Source organism: Pseudomonas sp. N-137, assembly GCF_034555295.1.
GTDB classification, from domain to species: domain Bacteria; phylum Pseudomonadota; class Gammaproteobacteria; order Pseudomonadales; family Pseudomonadaceae; genus Aquipseudomonas; species Aquipseudomonas rhizophila.
This window is the reverse complement of sequence record NZ_JAXUDQ010000007.1, coordinates 340,776-360,453: the sequence shown is the minus strand read 5'-3', so window position 1 is coordinate 360,453 and position 19,678 is coordinate 340,776. Positions and strand designations below refer to the sequence as shown.

12 protein-coding genes and 1 pseudogene are annotated in these 19,678 nt (G+C 62.9%); 4 read left to right on the top strand and 9 right to left on the bottom strand.

The genetic code is table 11. From position 1 onward, the window contains the following. Positions 1-594: 594 nt before the first annotated feature. From T3A99_RS07765 to pvdM, 5 genes are all read right to left on the bottom strand, one after another. Positions 595-4,752: an amino acid adenylation domain-containing protein gene (locus T3A99_RS07765; RefSeq protein ID WP_322834183.1), complete on the bottom strand. Its 4,158-nt coding sequence runs from the start codon at positions 4,750-4,752 to the stop codon at positions 595-597. A gap of 14 nt (positions 4,753-4,766) precedes the next feature. Then, complete coding sequence (locus tag T3A99_RS07760; protein ID WP_274090774.1) at positions 4,767-6,425, bottom strand: cyclic peptide export ABC transporter; 1,659 nt, start codon at positions 6,423-6,425, stop codon at positions 4,767-4,769. A gap of 238 nt (positions 6,426-6,663) precedes the next feature. Beyond that, positions 6,664-7,539, bottom strand: coding sequence for a formylglycine-generating enzyme family protein (locus tag T3A99_RS07755; RefSeq protein WP_047229293.1), 876 nt, complete (start codon positions 7,537-7,539; stop codon positions 6,664-6,666). Between the two features lie 24 nt (positions 7,540-7,563). After that, positions 7,564-8,844 carry an aminotransferase class V-fold PLP-dependent enzyme gene (locus tag T3A99_RS07750; protein ID WP_322834182.1) on the bottom strand — a complete coding sequence of 427 codons (1,281 nt, stop codon included), beginning with the start codon at positions 8,842-8,844 and terminating at the stop codon, positions 7,564-7,566. Next, positions 8,841-10,211 (bottom strand): pyoverdine-tailoring dipeptidase-like protein PvdM, encoded by a 1,371-nt coding sequence (gene pvdM / locus T3A99_RS07745; RefSeq protein ID WP_139049535.1) that lies wholly within the window; start codon positions 10,209-10,211, stop codon positions 8,841-8,843. The genes T3A99_RS07750 and pvdM overlap by 4 nt, the downstream gene beginning before the upstream one ends. Before the next feature lie 244 nt (positions 10,212-10,455). On the opposite strand from pvdM, the gene T3A99_RS07740 reads away from it, so the two are divergent. Continuing rightward, the gene (locus T3A99_RS07740) at positions 10,456-12,072 is read left to right on the top strand and encodes a PvdJ/PvdD/PvdP-like protein (protein ID WP_274090772.1); all 1,617 of its coding nucleotides are present in this window, start codon (positions 10,456-10,458) and stop codon (positions 12,070-12,072) included. A gap of 200 nt (positions 12,073-12,272) precedes the next feature. Here the strand turns inward: T3A99_RS07740 and T3A99_RS07735 are convergent. The 4 genes and pseudogenes from T3A99_RS07735 to T3A99_RS07720 all read right to left on the bottom strand — a co-directional run bounded on the left by T3A99_RS07735 (position 12,273) and on the right by T3A99_RS07720 (position 17,202). Beyond that, positions 12,273-12,578, bottom strand: a pseudogene (locus tag T3A99_RS07735) (DUF6124 family protein). A gap of 96 nt (positions 12,579-12,674) precedes the next feature. Continuing rightward, complete coding sequence (locus T3A99_RS07730; protein ID WP_322834181.1) at positions 12,675-14,069, bottom strand: efflux transporter outer membrane subunit; 1,395 nt, start codon at positions 14,067-14,069, stop codon at positions 12,675-12,677. Positions 14,070-14,079: 10 nt separating this feature from the next. Further along, positions 14,080-16,050 carry a MacB family efflux pump subunit gene (locus tag T3A99_RS07725; protein ID WP_274090770.1) on the bottom strand — a complete coding sequence of 657 codons (1,971 nt, stop codon included), beginning with the start codon at positions 16,048-16,050 and terminating at the stop codon, positions 14,080-14,082. After that, the gene (locus T3A99_RS07720) at positions 16,051-17,202 is read right to left on the bottom strand and encodes an efflux RND transporter periplasmic adaptor subunit (protein WP_107322215.1); all 1,152 of its coding nucleotides are present in this window, start codon (positions 17,200-17,202) and stop codon (positions 16,051-16,053) included. 122 nt (positions 17,203-17,324) lie between these two features. Between T3A99_RS07720 and T3A99_RS07715 the strand changes: the two genes are divergently transcribed. The 3 genes from T3A99_RS07715 to T3A99_RS07705 all read left to right on the top strand — a co-directional run bounded on the left by T3A99_RS07715 (position 17,325) and on the right by T3A99_RS07705 (position 19,632). Continuing rightward, on the top strand, positions 17,325-17,642 hold the full coding sequence (locus T3A99_RS07715; RefSeq protein ID WP_274090769.1) for a hypothetical protein: 318 nt from the start codon (positions 17,325-17,327) through the stop codon (positions 17,640-17,642). 27 nt (positions 17,643-17,669) lie between these two features. Further along, complete coding sequence (locus T3A99_RS07710) at positions 17,670-18,152, top strand: sigma-70 family RNA polymerase sigma factor (protein ID WP_173406737.1); 483 nt, start codon at positions 17,670-17,672, stop codon at positions 18,150-18,152. A gap of 145 nt (positions 18,153-18,297) precedes the next feature. Further along, positions 18,298-19,632 carry a lysine N(6)-hydroxylase/L-ornithine N(5)-oxygenase family protein gene (locus tag T3A99_RS07705; protein ID WP_274090768.1) on the top strand — a complete coding sequence of 445 codons (1,335 nt, stop codon included), beginning with the start codon at positions 18,298-18,300 and terminating at the stop codon, positions 19,630-19,632. Positions 19,633-19,678 lie beyond the last annotated feature (46 nt).

Genomic DNA, 19,678 nt, shown 5'->3' with positions numbered 1-19,678 from the left:
TGTGGGAGCGGGCTTGCTCGCGAAAGCGGCGGGTCAGTTTGCGTTGATGTTGGATGTGCCGACGTCATCGCGAGCAGGCTCGCTCCCACATGAGTTTGCTGGTGTCCTCAGCATCTGCAAACGACACAAAAACCTGTGGGAGCGAGCCTGCTCGCGAAAGCGGCGGGTCAGTTTGCGTTGATGTTGGATGTGCCGACGTCATCGCGAGCAAGCTCGCTCCCACATGAGTTTGCTGGTGTTCTCAGCATCTGCAAACGACACAAAAATCTGTGGGAGCGAGCTTGCTCGCGAAAGCGGCGGGTCAGCTTGCTAGGATGTTGGATGTGCCTGCGTCATCGCGAGCAGGCTCGCTCCCACATGAGTTTGCTGGTGTCCTCAGCATCTGCAAACGACACAAAAAACTGTGGGAGCGAGCCTGCTCGCGATAGCGGTGGTTCCGGCACACCGAGCCTAAGTGAGGTGCCGAGTGGTGGGCAGAAGCGCTTTGGCTACTTTCGCCTGGGCCGGCTTGCGGATTTTCGAAAGTGACCCGCCGTAACGGCGGAACCCTAAGTGGCGGTTACCTCAGCAACGGATATACACCGACCCCAAGCGCTATTCCCCTTCTATCGTACTGGCCCAAAAAGCCTCGACCAACGAATCAAGCAACCCATCATCAAAAATCATACTGCGGTGACGCAACGGCGAATGCATCGAGCATTGCAGCTCCCCGGTCAGGCTGCAGCTCTTGATCAAGGCTTCGCAGAATGCCAATTCTTCCGGGGTTTTTTCTACCTGTGTCCACCAGCAGCTAGGCCGAACCCGTACCGGTTTGAAGGTGAACCCGTCGAAGGCTTCCAGCAAACGATCATGCACCGAGAACGCCTGGGCGTTCATGACTTCATCCTTGACGCTCTGCACGATCGCCAGCAAGTCGCCTCGTCCCGGCTCGATCTGGCTGGCGGCCCACTCATGGAAGGCCTTGACCGTGCTTTCGGGTTGCTCACGCCGATAAGTCGCCGTGCGTTCCGTGAGGGTCGGAAACAGCAGGTCGAAGTATTCGATGGCCTCCAGCAGATCCTGAGAGGCCGGGTCGGCTTGTTCAGCGCCTGGTAAATGCCGATGACGCGACAACGTTGTCGGATATAGATGCTCCGGGATCGTGCTATCCACCAAACCGAGAAAACTCACGGTGTGGCCCAGGCTTTCCAGCGTCGCGGCGATGTCCAGCGCAATGGCGCCGCCCAACGACCAGCCCATCAGGTAATAGGGACCTTGCGGCTGGGCCTTGACGATTTCCTGGCTGTAATCGGCGATCATCTCGCCCCAGGCTTCAGGCCCGGCATGCGGTTCACTGAAGCCGCGATGCATGACGCCAAAGGTGCGCGCTCGCTGTTGGAGTTTGCGCGCCAGTGGCTGGTAACAGAACACGATGCCGCCGCTGGGGTGCAGGCAAAATAGCTGCGGTGCGCTGGCCGGTGCGTTGTTCAGTTCGACCAGGCATTGGGTCTGTTCCCGATGTTTTTGCGAGATGAACAAGGCCAGCTCGGCGACGCTCGGGTTCGCCAGCAACTCTTGCAGCCGCACGCTGATATTCAGGCGTGCCTTGAGGTTGGCAATCAGTTCGATCGCCAGGATCGAATGCCCGCCCAGTTCAAAGAAGCTGTCGTTGACACCGACGCGCGCAACCTTGAGGGACTGTTGCCAGAGCTGTGCCAGGGCTTCTTCCAACTGAGTGCGAGGCGCCAGGTAAAGGGAATGCCAAAGACCGGCGTCGGGTTCCGGCAAGGCCTTGCGGTCGAGCTTGCCATTGGCATTGAGCGGGAAATGATCGATGAACAGCAGGTGGCTGGGCACCATGTAGTCCGGCAACTGCGCTTTGAGTGCGCTCAACAAGCCTTCGCGTAACTCGGCCGTGGCCGGTTGTGCGGCAATCACGTAGGCGACCAGTTGCAGGCCGCCCGGGCCTTCATGGGTCAACACGACACCGTCTTGCACCGCCGGCAGCGTTTGCAGGCGCGCCTGGATTTCCCCCAGCTCGATGCGGAACCCGCGAATCTTGACCTGATGATCCAGGCGTCCGATGTACTCGATGCTGCCGTCGGTGCGGTAGCGGGCCAGATCCCCGGTGCGATACAGACGGCCACCCGGCAGCGGGTCGAACGGGTCGGGGATGAAGCGGGTAGCGGTCAGGTCGGTGCGTCGGTGATATCCGCGGGCCAGGCCGGCCCGGCCAACGTATAGCTCACCGATGCAACCCTTGGGCACCGGGTTAAGATGAGCGTCGAGCAGATACCAGGACAGGTCGACGATGGGTTCGCCGATGGGGCTTGCGGCCTCGCTGTGCAAGTCAATCATCGACAACGGCCGCCAGGTGACATGCACGGTCGTTTCCGTGATGCCATACATATTGATCAGTTGCGGCGTCTGGTCGCCGAAACGTTCGAACCAGGGGCGAAGACTCTGTACATCGATCGCTTCGCCGCCAAAAATCACCTGTCGTAACCGGTGGGCAAGAGGTTGCCCAGGCTCGCAGGCGACCTGCAGCAACGCCTTGAACGCCGAAGGCGTCTGGTTGAGCACCGTGACGTTTTCCTGGCAAAGCAAGGCATGGAAATCCTCCGGCGAACGGCTCACGGCGTGGGGCACGATGACCAATCGGCCGCCGTGCAGCAGGGCGCCGAAGATCTCCCACACGGAAAAGTCGAAGGCATAGGAATGGAACAGGCACCAGACATCCTGATGATCGAAGCTGAACCAGTGGTCCGTGGCCTGGAACAATCGGCTGACGTTGTGGTGCGCCAGCAGTGCGCCTTTGGGTTGGCCGGTCGAGCCTGAGGTGTAAATCACGTAGGCCAGGTTATCCGGGTCCATCGGCACATTCGGATTGTGCTCGGGATAGGGGCTATTGGCATCGACCGAATCCAGCAACAGACAGTTGATGTCAGCGGGCAGCGCCAGCGATTCCCGCAGATGAGCCTGGGTCAGGATCTGCGTGACGCCGCTGTCCGCGATCATGTAAGCCAGGCGGTCGGCCGGGTAGGCCGGGTCCAGCGGCACGTAGGCGCCCCCGGCCTTGAGGATCGCCAGCAGGCCGATGATCATCTGTGGCGTACGCTCGACGGCAATGCCGACCAGCACATCGGGACCGACACCTTGCTCGATCAGCCGATGGGCCAGTTGGTTGGCCTGTCGGTTGAGTTCGGCATAGCTCATGTGCTGCCCTTCAAAGGTCAGGGCGATGGCCTCACCTGTGCTGGCGGCGTGGGTTTCGATCAACCGGTGCAGACACTGTTCGCTGCGCAGTTGGGTCGGCTGACGGTTCCAGTCGCCCAAGGTTTTTCGGTGTTCATCGGCGCTCAACAGTTGCAGTTCGCCAAGCGCGCATCCAGGCGTCTCGACCAGGCCCCGCAACAGGTTCTGCCAGTGGCCGGCCATGCGCTCGATGGTCTCTGCGCGGTACAGATCACGGCTGTATTCGAACGTTGCCAGCAGCTGTTGCTGCGAATAATCGACATCCAGCGACAGGTCGAACTTGGCCTGGTTGTCACCGGTACTGAGAAACTCCAGCGTCAGTTGACCCAGGTTTGGCGCCGACGGTGAGGACGACCCGGTGCGCCAGTTGAACAAGACCTGGAACAGCGCACTGGCGCCCTGTGCGCCGGGACGTTGCAACTGATCCAGGATCAGTTCCAGCGGGTAGTCGGCATGTTCCAGCGCGGCGAGCGACTGCGCGCGCAGGTCCCGGAGGAAATCCAGCGCGCTGCGGGTCGAGTCGATCCGCGCCCGATACACCTGGCTGCTGACGAAAAATCCCACCAGCTCCTGGCTCTCGTGGCTGTTGCGGTTGGCGTTCGGGACGCCGACGGTGAAGTCGTTCTGGTTGCTGTACCGAGCCAATAACAATTGCCAGGCCGCCAGCGCCACGACAAAAGGCGTAAGCCCCTCCCGCTGACAGAACGTATCCAAGGCCTGGACCATTGCCGGGTCAAGTGACACCTGCACGCGTCCGGCCATGTGTTGCTGATTGGCGGTGCGCGCAAACTCCTGAGGCAGTTCCAGCGCCGGCAGCTCATGGCCCAGGTAGTCGCTCCAATAGGCGCCACTGCGGTGGCAGGCCGGGCTCTGCACATAGTCGCCGCGTTGCCAGCTCGCGTAGTCGGCGTATTGCAGGGGCAACGGCGGCAGCGTTGACGGATCGCCGAGCAAGGCTCGGGCATAGGCCATGGCCATGTCTTGCATGAGGATCGTGTTGGACCAGGCATCGGAAACGATGTGATGCATGTTGAGCAACAACACATGCTCGTCACTGCCCAGTCTGAGCAACGTTGCCCGCATCAGCGGCGCCTGGGTCAGATCGAACGGTTGTCGGGCGTGCTGTTCGATGCGCTGTGAAAGCGCCAGCTCCCGTGTTGGCTGATCGAGCGCGGCGAGGTTCTCCCGGTGCACGATCAGGCTGGCGTTACGCTCGATCACCTGGGTGGCGGCGCCGTCGATTTCAGTGAAGGCGGTGCGCAGGATGTCGTGCCGGTCGATGACGCGATTGAGTGCCTGTTCCAGGGCGTCGGCATTCAGTTTGCCGGTCAGGCGCAGGGCGCGCGGCAGGTTGTAGGCTGATCGGCTCGGGTCGCGCTGTTGCTCCAGCCACAAGCGCTGCTGGGCGAAGGACAAGGGCGCGCGGTCCGGCCGGCTGCGGCTGGAGCGGGCTTGCATGGCGTCAGCGTCCTCCTCCAGCAGCAGGGTCAGCAGGTCATCATCTAGCATTGGGTTCATGGTGTTCTCGCGGTTCAGGCAAAGGCGGCGGGGGCTTTTTCACTGATGACCTGACCGGCCTGCATCCGGACCAGTTGATCGGCGATGTCGAAATAGCGGTCGTCGTGGGAAATGACGATGATGGTTTTGCCCAACGCCTTCAGCTCCGGCAGCAGTTCGGTATAGAAAACCCGTCGGAACACCGGGTCCTGGTCGGCGGCCCATTCGTCGAACACCAGCACTGGGCGCTCCTCAAGCCAGGCGTTGAGCAACGCCAGGCGTTTGCGCTGGCCGGTGGAAAGATCGGTAGTGCTGAAGGCGCCGTCCTGAATGCGAACCTTATGAGCGATTTCCAGGCGCTCCAGGTAGCGATTGGCGTCGTCAGGTACCTGCTGGTCACCCTGAACCAGGTCATCGAACAGGTAATAGTCGGCAAAAATCGTAGTAAACAACTGGCGATAATCGTCCCGTTGCGCGGCCCCTACCGGCGCGCCGTCGAGGAGGATTTCGCCGCCCTGGGGGAAATAGAGGCCCAGCAGCAGTTTGATCAGCGTGGTCTTGCCGCCACCGTTTTCACCGACGATGAACACAATGTCGCCCTGGGCGATGGAGAGGTTGACCGGTCCCAGGGCGAAGGGTTGGCTGCCTTCAACCGCCGGGAAGGCGTAGTGCACATCACGCAGTTCAAGCTGCTGGAGCGCTGGTCTGGAAACGCTCTTGTCGTCCAGCAGCAGGTGCGGCTCCGGTGAGGAAAACTGCTCGTCCAGCTCGGCGATGCGCTTGAAGGCAATGTTTGCCCGGCTGATGACCGGCAAGGTCATCACCAGGTATTCCAGCGGGCCCTTCATGTACAGCAGCACCAGCACGAAGCCGCTAAGCACGGCCTTGTCGGTGCCCAGCCACAGCGATTGCAGGGCCAGCACCAGGCCAATGACCACAAAAAACAGCATCGAGCCGAAGGTCTTGGCCACCACGAAGGTGTTGACCGCGCGAATATTGGTGTCGCAAATATTATCGGCGGTGGCTTCGATGCGCTGGCTGAACATGCGCTGGCGGCGTGGGCGATGAATGCGCAGTTCCTTGGCGCCAGCGGCGATCGCGCTGTAGTGTTTTTGCAGCGCGTCTTCGGCCTCGCGGGCGGCTTCGAACCCCCTGATGCCACGGGCTCGGGCCAGGTATTGCACGACCGTGCCGATCACCAGCGCCACCAGCAGCAGCAAGAACATCGGCAGTGACAGGTAGGCCAGATAACCCAGGCAACCGAGGGTCACGGTGAAGGCGATGGCCAGCGGTGCGAACGAAAACGCGAAATTACTGACGGTGTTGACGTCGTGGGTCAGTACCGGGATGAGCCGGTGGCTGCGATAACGTTCGATCTGTTCGATGGGCGCCAGCAGCACCTTCTTGCCCAGGGACTTACGCAACCCGGCGATGATGTTCTGACCGACGTGGTTGCTACCGATGTCCGAAAGAATCGAGGTCAGCAGCGCCACCGCGCAGAGCACCACGAACGTTACCAGCGTCTGGGCTGTGGGTTTGGCCGCGGCGTTCAGGGCGTCGTTGATGGTCGCCAGCAGGGCGGTGATGCTCAGGCCGCCAAGCATGCCCAAGAGGATGGAGCCTACGACAATCAGCCGGAAAGGTTTGAGCAGGATGAACAGTTCATTGATCACCCCGCGTTTTGGTTGGCTCATGGAGGTTTCCCTGCTTGATGAAAAGGGCGAAGGCCATCGCGGGTGGTCGCCGGGAGGGCTTTAGGACGCAGGCACGCTGGATTGGGTTGTGCCCATCTTTAGAACGATTGGAGGGCAGGGGAATTTATCCTGTGGGAGCAAGGCTTGCCCGCGATGAAGGCGACGCGCTTTTCTGTGAAATCGAGGTGTCTGCATCGCGAGCAAGCTTTGCTCCCACAGGGGCCGAGCTGTGCTCGGCCTACATATCCCGCGCCACCCGAAAACCAATCCAGTCACCCCGATTGCCCGGCACCAGCGCGTTGCGGTTGCCGGAGCGGGAGAACACCGGTGCCTCGCCCCAATCGTTGCCGCGGATACGCTTGAACTCGCATTTGCCGGTCAACCAGGCGCTGCCATCGCTCGGGGCGCCGATGTAGTTTTCGTTATAGCAATCGGCCGTCCACTCGTAGACGTTGCCGTGCATGTCGTACACGCCGAAGGCGTTGGGCGCGAAGCTGCCGGCCGGGGCGGTGAAGTTGTAGCCGTCGGCCGCGCCATAGGTGTTGGCGTGTTGGGCGATGCTGTATTCCTTGCCCTCGTCGAAGGGGAAGGGGAACGGCCCGCTGGTGCCGCCGCGTGCGGCGTACTCGCGCAGGGACTCGCTGACCAGGCGGTATGGCTTGCCGGTTTTTTTCGACAGCCAGGCCACGTAAGCGTTGGCCTCTTCGAAATTCATGCACACCGCCGGGTGCCGGTCAGTGTATTGCTTGCGCGGGTCACTGCCCTGATAGTCCGGGATGCCGGCCTTGCACGCGCGGCCGGGACGTTTATCGCCGTCGGGCATCGAGTACCCGGTGTCGCGCAGGTAGGCGAACCATTCGCCCTTCAAGACCTGGAAGCGGCTGATCGCCAGCGGTTTGGCGAAGGTCACCGGGTGCATCGGGCCTTCGTCGGGCTCGCGGCCCACTTCATCTTCCGGGGTGCCCATCTGAAAGGTGCCGGTGGGCAGCACGACCATTTCCGGGCAGTCCTTGCAGTCGCGAAAGACCTGGCCCGGTTGTGACGCCTGGGCGCCGGAGGGCAGCAGGGCGGCGAGGGCCAGTGCCGGGAATAGCTTCAACGAAAAACTGTTCATCCATCTCTCTCGATAAAGTCAGGTTCAGAGTGTCTTGCCCAGCAAGCCCATGAAGCGATCGATCTCGGCTTCGGTGTTGAGCAGGCCCGGCGCGGTTCGAATGACAGGCCCGGCGTCGCGATGCACGGCGTCGGCGATCACCCGGTTCTGCATCAGGTATGCGGCGATCTCGTCGCTCTTGCGGCCCTTGACCCGGAAGAAGGTGAAACCGGCCGACACGTCCGGGCTTATGGGCGTGACCAGCTCGATTTGCGGCAACGCCAGCAGCTGTTTTTTCAAGTAGGTGTTGAGCGCGTGAATGCGCGCCTGCACCTCGGCCTTACCCAGTTGCAAGTGCAGCTTGAACGCCTCGTCCGCCGCCCAGCGATGCTCGAAGGCGTGGTAGCCGCCGGGCGTCATGGTGGTGGAAAACGCCGTGGCTTCGGAGAAGGTCGGGATGATCGGCGTGACGTACTTGAGCTCTTCGCTGCGGCTGCACACCAGACCGGTGCCGCGGGGGCCGAACATCCATTTGTGGGTGCCGGCGATGAAGAAGTCGCAATTCATCGCTGGGAAGCTCAGGTCTTCAACACCGAAGCCGTGCACGCCGTCCACCACGTAAATGATGCGTTGCGTATCGCTGCGGCCCTGGTTGTGCTTGTCCACCAGCGCGCCGATCTTGTCGATCGGCAGCTTCACGCCGCTGCCCGAATGCACCCAGGTCATGCCCAGTACGCGGGTTTCGGGACGGATGTTGCGGTCGATGGCGCTCAGGATGTCATCGTGGCTGGCGTTGTGGGCGTTCTCGAACAGTTTGATCTTGCGCACCCGGGTGCCGTCGCGTTGGTTGCGTAAATCAAGGATGGTATGGGTGGCGTAATGTTCGTGGGCGGTGCTGAGGATTTCCTGGTCGGCTGCCACATGGACGCCGCCGTAGATGATCGACAAACCTTCGGTGGTGCTGCCGGTGAGGGCGATCTGCTTCGGGGTCGCTTGCAGGTAACGGCCGGCCCAGGTGCGGACGTTTTCCTCGCGCTCCTCGGTGACGCCCAGGTCCCAGTCCATCAACAGTCCCGGGTTTTTATCCAGCGCGGCGCGATGCCGGTCGATGGCCTCACGTACCGGGCGCGGGTGGGTGGTGACCAGGAAATTGGAGAAGTGCAGGTAGTCCGGGTCCTGGTTGAACAGCGAGCGCAACTGCGCCCATTTGTCCCGGGGCAATGGCGGCAGGGGATCGGCAATGGCCGGGGCGGGAAAACTGGCGGCCAGCGGCAGGCCGGCGGCCAGGATTCCGGCCTGCTTGAGGAAAGTCCGGCGCTCATTCATGGCTGGACTGCCTTCTGGGTCGAGGCCACGGCAGGCCGCGCGGCTTGCTGGACCTGATCCCAGACCCGCAGAAAGTTGCCGCCCCACAGTTTGGCGATGTCCGCTTCGGAGTAGCCGCGGGTCAGCAGTTCGGCGGTGACGTTGCGGATCTCGCCCACGTCTTCCCAGCCTTTGACTCCGCCGCCCTCGTTGAAGTCCGAACTGATGCCGACATGGTCGATACCGATCTTGCGTACGGTGTAATCGATGGCGTCGCCCAGGTCCTTGAGGCTGGCCTTGGGTTCCTCCTCCAGAATGCCATAGAGCTGGCCGGCGTATTCACCGAATTTCTGTTCCGGCCACGCGGCGATGATCGGATCGCCCGGCATCAGCGCCATGGCCAGGTTGGGCAGCGGTGGCAGGTCGAAACGCTTGCGCAGGTCGTTGAGTTTGTCCTGGGTTTTTTGCGTCAGCGGGCGCAGGTATTGGGAGAAACCGACGACCTGTACCACGCCGCCGCTGGCCTTGATCAGCTGCATTTCCTTGTCGCTGAGATTGCGCGGGATATCCACCATGGCCCGGGGTGCGGAATGGGAGGCCACCAAGGGTGTGCGGCTCAGTTGCGCAACTTGCTCCAGGGCCTGGGTCGACATCTGCGAGACGTCGATGATCACGCCCAGGTCGTTCAGGCGCGTCACCGCTTGCTTGCCAATCTCCGACAGGCCGCCGAGGGCGTCAGGTGAGTCGTTGAAGAACGGCAGTGGGCGCGAGGAGTCGGCCCAGTCGTTGTTGCCGATGTAACTGAAGCCGAACATGCGCATGCCGCGTGCCGTCCACAGATCCAGCAGGCTCAGGTCATGGCCCAGGGGATAGGCGTTGAGCATGCTGATGAAAATCGCGAACTTGCCTTCGCCGTGCAGGCGCCGGAAGTCATCCGGGGTGTAGGCGATGGCGACCTGGTTGGGAAAGTCGCGGACCATGCCGGTGATGATCTTGAAGCGCACTTCCTGCTGATTGCGCGCTTCCTCGACGAAGCCGGCGGTGGGCTTGTGCGGCGCGTTGGGGCCGTTCCACAACTCCGGCCAGCCGAAGATCGTCAGGGCCGCGCCGGACAGGTGCCCGCGGTTGGCTTTGACCAGATCGAACTGGCCTTTACCGTCTTTGTCCGCCTCGTGACCGGCGGTGCCGAAATTCAGTGGCACGGAGATGTGGCTGTCGAAGGACAGCAGGCGCTCGTGCAGTTCCCTGGCCTCTTTCATCACCTTGACCGGGTAGCCGGGGTTGTCCCGCCACCAGTGGTCCCAGGCCGCCAGGCCGCCACCGACCGCCAGTGCAAGGGCCAGGGGCACGCCGATGAAGAGAGCTTTTTTCGAACGTGGTGTTGTCATTGCCGATCTCAGTCAGGTTCGCTGCGGGGGGCTTTGCTATCTGGGGAGAACGAGTGATCGGCGGGGAAATTTAGGTGCGGCCAATGGCCCTATCGCGAGCAGGCTCGCTCCCACATTGGAACGTGCTCACCTGTGGGAGCGAGCCTGCTCGCGATGAGGCCCTCGCAGCCCCTATAAATTTGTCAGTCCCCCCATCGTTCTAGCTTGGATAAAGCCCGCTCCAGGGCCGAACACAGGTAAGGCAATGACGATTTCTCGACGATGGTTCATGGCGGGCCTGGCGCTGACCGGTGCCGCCGTGCCTGCGGTGTATTACGGGCATCGCGAACTGACCCGGCCGGACCCCACCATCACCCCCGGCGAGGCCTCATTCGATGTGGCGGACGTGGCGGGGCAGCGCCGGGCCGATACGCTGCGGGGTATCTGGGCGATCCGTTTTTCAGGAAGCGACGCGGGCCTGGACGGTTTGCCCGGCGACGGTCTGCAAGTGTTCCTCGACATCGCCCACAAGGGCCGTGGGCTGGTGGGCTGTCTCGACACCGCCGAGCGGTTGCGCGCCGATGATGAGCCGCGTTATCGAGTGCTGGGCGACTTGGCGGGGGATGACAAGAAACAATTGAGCTGGCGCCTGATCGGGACCCGGCAGGACGCGCCGGTCTACGAATTCATCATGACCCTGGACGAAGTCTGGGCCGGCTTCGGCAATGCCGGCACTGCCACCCTAAGCGGTCGCGTGTTGCGCCTGGATCGCCCGCTGGCGCTGCCGGAACTCGACAATCAGTTCATCGCCCGCAAGCTGCCGTTCCCCGAAGCCCGGGAACGCACGCCGCTGAGCCCGCCATTGCTGGCCTGGCTGGTGTCGCCGGAGCATCGGTTGTTCCATCAGCTCTGGCACGCCTCGCGGGACAAATGGCACAGCCTGGACGAAGACAAGCGCAATGCCTTGCGAGGCATCGGCTGGCAGCCCGGCCCACGGGACCATGAACGTGACGCTCGGGGCAAGCGCAAGGATCGCAACGGCTCGGGCGTGGATTTCTTTTTCATGCACCGGCACATGCTCGGCACGGCCCGTTCGTTCCAGCCGCTGCCGTCGTGGCCGCGCTTCCCGTTGCCGCAACCGGAGCTGGAGCGTGATCGCCTGGGCTTTGCCCGGTATTTCGATAACCACGATGGTACGGCTTTGCCGCCCACCTGGCTGGCCAGCGGCGACGAGCAGTACGCCCAATGGGTGAGTGACATCAAGACTGCCGAGACCTATCACAGCAACTTCCAGGTCTGGGAATCGCGCTACCGCGACCCGCGCTACCTGTCGAAACTGACCCTTGGCCAGTTTGGCTCGGAAGTGGAACTGGGCCTGCATGACTGGCTGCACATGCGCTGGGCTTCGGTGCCCCGCGATCCTTCCAACGGCCACCCGGTGCCCTTCGCCCGCGACCCGGCCGACTTCGCCCAGCGCTGGTATGAACCGGAAAATGACTTTCTCGGCGACCCGTTTTCCTCCCATGTGAACCCGGTGTTCTGGGCCTTCCACGGCTGGATCGACGACCGCCTCGAAGACTGGTTCCGCGCTCACGAACGTTTCCATCCGGGGGAGGTGAGCCGGCTGGAAGTCAACGGCGTGCCCTGGTTCACCCCCGGCCGCTGGGTGGAAATCGCCGACCCCTGGCTGGGCCCGGTCACCCACGGCTGCAGCACCACGCCGGGTTTGCAGCCCGGACGTTCGGTGGAAATGGACCCGGAAACCATGAAACTGGCCCTGCGCATCACCTTCGGCAGCGACGACAAAAAGCTCTCCGAACTGTTCCGCCGCGTGCCGCAGCGGCCGTGGTATGCGCGTAATCTCAAGAGTAAGCCGGTGTAAAGCGTCGCTTCCCAAAGAAAACCAAAGCGAACGCTGTTGTGGCGAGGGGATTTATCCCCGCTGGGGTGCGAAGCAGCCCCTTTAGCCGGCACCTCGGTGAGTCAGTTGCTTTGAGTGCGCTGGTTTGGGGCTGCTGCGCACCCCAGCGGGGATAAATCCCCTCGCCACAAATATCACTTGGCTTGAGAGGGCATGCGCCTTTAACGCGGCACTGCGATGTCCAGGGCGCGGTTCGCCAGCAGCTCACTCAGCTCGACCATCTGCTGGATCCCCAAGGCAAAACTCCGTCGCGCGCCGTCCAAATCAAATGCCAGGTCGCTGGCCATGACATTGACTGACGCAAGGGTTTCGCTGAGGTTGGCCTACAGGCATTCCAGGTCCGCACCTTCCGCAACGGTGAACAACTGGCCCGGCGGTGGAGTGGGGTTTTCAGGTTTGGGGTCGAGGTAGTAGGAGAGGGCGCGGTCGGCGGCTTCATCGTTCCTACGCTCTGCGTGGGAATGCAGCCAGGGACGCTCCGCGTCCCAAAGAGCAGAACGCAGAGCGTCAGTAGAGGCATTCCTTTGCTGCGCGTGGGAACGATAGAAACGTGTGTTTGACGCTCACATCACCCGCCAACCCCCACCCAGCGCCCTGTACAACGCCACGCTCGCCTGCACCCGCGCCAATCGCAATTGCACGTTCATGTCCTGGGCGGCGTACAGCGTGCGTTGGGTTTCCAGCACCGTGAGCAAATCTTCGGCGCCGGCCTGATAACGGCTCTGGGCGATGTCGAAGGCGCTCTGGGCCTGGTGCAGTTCTTCGCTTTGCCATTGCCGCTGCTGGTCGAGCCCGTGGATGCCGTTCAGGGCTTTTTCGACGTCGGCGAAGCCGTTGATGATGGAGGCGCGGTAGAGCTCCAGCAGTTCTTCCTGGCGCGCGGTGGCTCGGTCGCGTTCGGCCTTGAGGCGGCCATTGTTGAAGATCGGCGCGGCCAAACCTGCGGTGAGGTTGTAGACGTTGTTGCGCAGCAACTGCTCGGCAATGTCGGCGCCGGTGGCGAGGCTCAGGCCCAGGGTCACGGAGGGCAACATCGCCGCGCGGGCTACGCTGATGTCGGCCTGGGCGGCGGTGAGGCGGGCTTCGGCGGCGGCGATGTCGGGGCGGCGACTGAGCAGGTCGCTGGGCACCCCGGCGTCGATGGCGGGCCAGTGCAATCGGTCGAAATTTTCATCGTCGAGTGTGACCGACTGCACCGGTTGCCCCAGCAGCGCCGCCAGGCTGATCAAGGCTTCCCGGGCCTGCTGCTGCACTTGAGGCAACCTGCGCTGTTGCGCCGCCACCAGGCTTTTTTGCTGGGACAACTCCAGGGCCGTGGCACTACCGGCGTCGTAGCGGGTCTGCACCAGATCGAGTACACGTTGGGCGTTGTCCAGGTTCTGTTCGGCGATGCGCTGTTGCTCGCGCAGGGACAGCGCCTGGGTGTAGCTGTTGGCGACGCCGCTGAGCAGGGTCAATTCCACGGTCGCCCGGTCGAACTGGCTGGCTGACAGACTGCTCAGCGCGCTGTCCCTGGCCGCTCGTTTGCCGCCCCAGAAGTCCAGCTCATAGCTGGCGCTGAGGTGGGCGTCGTAGTAGTCGATGGTGCGGTTGTCCCGATTGACGTCCAGTTGGCTGTAACCCTTGCCCCGCAACAACTCTTGACGAGTGCCGTTGAGTCCGGCCGTGACCGCCGGCAGCAACGGCGCGCCGGCGATCACTGCGCTGGCCTCGGCCTGGCGCACTCGGGCCATGGCGGCAGCGAGGTCGTGGCTGTCCCGGCGCGCCTGCTCGATCAAACGGTTCAATTGCGGACTACCAAAGTGCGTCCACCATTGCTGGTTATCGGTTCGAGCGGTGGCGGTGTCGAAACTTTGCCAGGCCGGTGGCGGCTGGATGCCGCTGTCCGGCGTCGGCGGGGGGGTGCCGCAGGCCGCCAGTAACAGGCCTGCGGCCAGGAGGGTCAGGTGCGCTTTCATAAGGTGAGGTTCATTCACTGGTGAGGGCCGCGACCGGGTCGAGGCGAGCCGCCTTGCGGGCCGGCATGAAACCGAAGACAACGCCGGTGACCAGGGCGCAGCCGAAAGCGCCGAACACCGCCAGCCATTCGAAGGCCACGGCGATCTTGCCTAGCAGCAACGCACCGCCCACCAGCAAGGCCAGGCCGATCCCGGCCAACCCACCGACCACCGAGAGCATCACCGCTTCGGTGAGGAACTGGCGCAGGATGTCCCGCTGGCGCGCGCCGGTGGCCATGCGAATGCCGATCTCGCGGGTTCGCTCGCGCACGGTCATGAGCATGATGTTCATCACGCCGATGCCACCCACTAGCAGCGAAATCGCGGCAATGGCCCCGAGCATCAGCGACAGTGTGCCCTGGGTGCGCGCCTCGGCCTGGATCATCGCGGCGTTGTTGGTCAGTTCGAAATCCTGCTTGCCGTCATGCAGGCGCAACAGGGTGCGGGAGACGGCCTGTTCGGCCTCCCTGACCTTGCCCGCGTCCTTGGCGGCGATTACCACGTACTCGGGATGCCGGCTGCCAAACAAGCGCACGCTGGCGGCGGAGTAGGGCACGGCGATGCGGTTGTCGGCGTCCGAATCCCCGGAACTGGCACCTTTTTCCGCCAGCACGCCGACCACCTGAAAGGGCACGTTCTCAATCAGGATGTAGCGACCGATGGGGTCGTCGACCTCCTTGAGTAGCTTGTGCCGGACCTTGTGACCAATCACCGCCACTGCCGCCGCACTGCGTTCATCGGCATCGGTGAAGTAGCTGCCCTGGGCCACCGGCCAATTGAAGATGGTCGGAAAGTTCGTATCGTTGCCGCCGACGTAGCTGGTGTGGTCGAGGTTGCCGAAACGCACGCTGGCGTCAGCGCCGTTGACCGGCATGATGCGCTGCACCTCGGGCAGGGCGGCGAGGGCCGCCAGGTCGTGTTCGCTGATGATGCCCTTGGCGGCGCGCGGGGTGGGCGCGGTGCCGTTGAGGTAGATGATGTTGGAGCCGAAGGCGCCCATCTGGGCCATGACCTGACGTTTGCTGCCTTCGCCCACGGCCAGCATCACCACCACCGAGGCCACGCCGATGACAATGCCCAGCAGCGTCAGGGCGGTGCGGAAGCGGTTGATCCACATCACCCGCCACGCCGCTTGCACGGCGTCGAGCAGTTCGCCTTTCCAGGCGCCGTTGTGTTCGCTGCCGGCGCTCAGGCGCTGGCGCAGGTCCACCGCTTGCAGTGCCTTCGGATTGGCTTGCACGTGGTGCGGCAAAGCGCCGGCGTTGTCGCTGATGATCAGCCCGTCGCGAATCTCAATGATGCGCTTGGCCCGCGCCGCCACCTCGCGGTCGTGGGTGATCAGGATCACCACATGACCCTGGCTCGCCAGTTCATCGAGCAACGCCATGACCTCGATGCCGCTCTGGCTGTCGAGGGCGCCGGTGGGTTCGTCGGCGAGGATGATGTGGCCGCCGTTCATCAATGCCCGGGCAATCGACACCCGTTGCTGCTGACCGCCGGACAGTTGATGAGGGCGGTTGCCGGTGCGGCTGGCCAGACCCAGGCGTTCGAGCAGGGCGCTGGCCCGGGCGTGGCGCTCGGCGGCCGAAGTGCCGGCGTAGATGGCCGGCATCTCGACATTTTCCTGGGCGGTGCCGGACGGGATCAGGTGATAGCCCTGGAACACGAAGCCGAAGGCTTCGCGTCGCAGCCAGGCCAGTTCGTCACTGCCCAGGCCGGCGACGTCTTCGCCGGCAAACCAGTAATCGCCGCTGGTGGGGCGGTCGAGGCAGCCGAGGATGTTCATCAAGGTGGACTTGCCGGAGCCGGACGCTCCGACAATCGCCAGGAATTCCCCGGCGTGAATGGACAAGTCGATGCCGCGCAGTACCTCCACCCGAGGGCTGTCGCCACCGCCGTAAACCTTGCGAATGTCCCGCAGTTCGATCAGGGGCGCGTCCATTCAGCCTCCACTGCCGACGGCCGGACCGATCAGCACCCGGTCGCCTTCACTCAGGCCGTCGAGAATTTCGGTACGCAGCCGATCGCTGGCGCCGGTGCGAACAGTGCGCGGCTGGACATCGCCATTGTCGGCCACCACCTGCACTTGCCTGGCGTTGGCCTGCAACGCAGCGCTGGGCACGGTCAGGACATCGCGTGCCTGGGCGGCAACAAAAAACACCTGGGCGGTCATTTCCGTCATCAGGGCGCGGTCGGCGTTATCCACATCCAGCAACACGGTATAGAGCACCACCCGTTCGCTGCCACTGCGCCCGCCCGTGAGGCTGCCGCCCTGGCTCGCTTCCAGCGGGCGCGGCGGCACCGGCAGGATCTGGCGCACGGTGCTGCTCCAGCGGCGGGCGCCGCCGGCCAGGGTGGTGAAGTAGGCGGTCATGCCCGGTTTGACGTGGCCGATGTCCGCTTCCGAGACTTCGGCCCAGACCGTCATTGGCGACAGGCGCGCGATGCGCAGAATCAACGGGGTTTGCTGCTGGGCGTTAAGAGTCTGGCCTTCCCGGGCACCGACGGCGACCACGGTGCCGCTCATGGGCGCGAAAATGCGCGTGTAACCCAGCTCGGCCTCGTCACTGCGCAGGTTGGCCTGGGCCTGGCGGATCTGGGCCTGGAACATGTCGATGCGCGCCTGGGTCGCCCGCACTTCGGCCTGGGCAGTCTGCACGTCTTCCTCGCGGGTGGCGCCGCCGGCCTTGAGTTGCTGCTGGCGGCGGAATTTCTGCTGGGCCAGATCGTGCTGGGCTCGTTGTTCCTGGAGCTGGGCCTTGAGGTTTTCAATGGAGAAGCGTCCGGCGTCCAGCTTGGCCTTTTGTGTGGAGGGATCGATCTCAACCAGCAATTGGCCTTCGCGAACTTCGTCGCCGGCTTCTACATGAATCTTGCGGATCTGCCCGGACGCCTGGGCGCCGACGTCCACGTAACGCCGCGGTTGCAGGGTGCCCAGGGCGGTGACGCTGTTTTCGATATCGCCACGGGTGACGGGGGCGGTAATAAGCGATTCACGGCTCGGGGCCACCGCTTGCCAGGCGGCAAAGGCCACGGCTGGAAGCAGGGCGAAGGTTAAAAGCCAGGCGCGTCGGGTAGGGCGGGGACGTTTCATGCAGGGTTCCGGCCGGTGGTGTCGGGCCCGTTCCATGAGGGGCAGGGACGGGAGGCTGTCTTGGTAAACGAGCGCTTCGGACGGGAATTTACTGTGTGAAACACTTGGTAGCAGGATGGCGGATGGGCAACGCAACAACCAAGACAGGTGATGTTGTGGCGAGGGGATTTATCCCCGCAGGGCTGCGCAGCAGCCCCAAAACCTGCTACTCAAAACATCTGGCACACCGAGTTGTTGGCTATGAGGGGCTGCTGCGCAGCCCAGCGGGGATAAATCCCCTCGCCACAACATCAGTGTCGGTGCCAGTAGAAATGAACGAATCAGCCTTGATACAAACCAAAGCTTTAAATCTATATGAGAATTACTATAAATTACGCGATGAAATCTGCCACTATCGTGCCATTGCCGATTTCAGGCACGCCGATCTGGCACAGGGATAGCTGTCGCAGCCATTGCGCAGGGGAGTCATGTTGGAAAACTACTATCGCGAGCTGGTGTGTTTCCTGAACGCCAGGCTAGGCAACCGCCAGGCGGCCGAGGATGTGGTGCATGACGCCTATGTGCGGGTACTTGAGCGCGCCAGTGACACGCCCATCGAACAACCTCGCGCGTTCCTGTACCGCACCGCATTGAACCTGGTGATCGACGGGCATCGGCGCAATACCCTGCGCCAGGTCGAATCCCTGGAGGTGCTGGACAGCGAAGAGCGTTTCTTCACGCCATCGCCCCATACCAGCCTAGACCACGGTCAACGCCTGGACATGCTCCAGCGCGCCCTGGCCGAATTGCCACCGCTGTGCCGCGAGAGTTTCCTGCTGCGCAAGCTCGAAGGCCTGTCCCACCCGCAAATCGCCGAACGCCTGGGCATTTCCCGGGCGCTGGTGGAAAAGCACATCGTCAACGCCATGAAGCATTGCCGCACTCGTATGCGGCAGTGGGACGCGCATTAATCCCTCCACGCCGGTCGCATCGCGGTAAATTTTTTTTCACTGTCCTCGTTCCTCTCAACAGACGACTTGCCGGCTTGCCAAAGATCGGTCGGGTCACCCCAGGCTTTTCGCGCCCTGTTGAGGGGCCCTCCAGAGGACACTGGACATGACACAGGCAATTGCTTCGCCCAACGTTCACGACTTGATCGGTATCGGCTTCGGCCCCTCGAACCTAGCGCTGGCCATCGCGCTGCAGGAGCGGGGCCCGGTCCAGGGCGAACTGGATGTGCTGTTCCTCGACAAACAGGCCGACTACCGCTGGCATGGCAATACCCTGGTGACCCAGAGCGAGTTGCAGATTTCTTTCCTCAAGGATCTGGTAACCCTGCGCAACCCCACCAGCCCCTATTCGTTCGTCAATTACCTCAAGCATCACGGTCGCCTGGTGGACTTCATCAACCTTGGCACGTTCTACCCGTGCCGCATGGAGTACAACGACTACCTGCGCTGGGTGGCCGGGCAGTTCACCGGGCAGAGCCGCTACGGCGAAGAAGTGCTGCGCATCGAGCCGGTGTTGCACAACCAGCAGGTCGAAACCTTGCGGGTGATTTCCCGCGACAGCCAGGGCGAAGAGCTCGTGCGCAGCGCCCGCTCGGTGGTGGTCAGTGCTGGCGGTACGCCGCGTATCCCCGACGCGTTCACCGCCTTCAAGGAGGATGCTCGGGTGTTCCACCATTCCCAGTACCTGGAGCGCATGGCGACTCAGCCGTGCGTGAACGGCCAGCCCATGACCATCGCGATCATCGGCGGCGGGCAGAGCGCGGCGGAAGCCTTCATCGACCTCAATGACAGTTTTCCTTCGGTGCAGGTCGACATGATCCTGCGCGGCTCGGCCCTCAAGCCTGCCGATGACAGCCCGTTTGTCAACGAGGTGTTCTCCCCGGAATTCACCGATCTGGTGTTCCAGCAGCCCCACAGCGAACGCGAACGGCTGGTCAACGAGTACCACAACACCAACTATTCGGTGGTGGACATCGACCTGATCGAACGCATCTACGGGATTTTCTATCGCCAGAAAGTCTCGGGCATCGCCCGTCATGCCTTCCGTACCCTCACCACGGTGGAGAAAGCCACGGCCACCGATGCCGGCGTGGAGCTGGCGGTGCGCAACAACGCCACCGGCGAGCTGAGCGTGCGCCGTTATGACGCGGTGGTGCTGGCCACCGGTTACGAACGGCAGATGCACCGCACATTGCTGGCGCCACTTGAGCAATACCTGGGGAATTTCGAGGTAGATCGCAACTACAAATTGATCACCGACGAGCGCTGCAAAGCGGCGATCTACATGCAGGGCTTCTGCCAGGCCAGCCACGGCCTGAGCGATACCTTGTTGTCGATCCTGCCGGTGCGCGCCGATGAGATCGCCGGTTCGCTGTACGAGCACAGCAAACATCGCGGACAGAGCCGTTCGGTGCGCGACCTGAAGCTGGCCACGGCGTAAGCAATCGGCAGTCTCGCCAGGAAATTCTTCAGAAACTTCCTACACT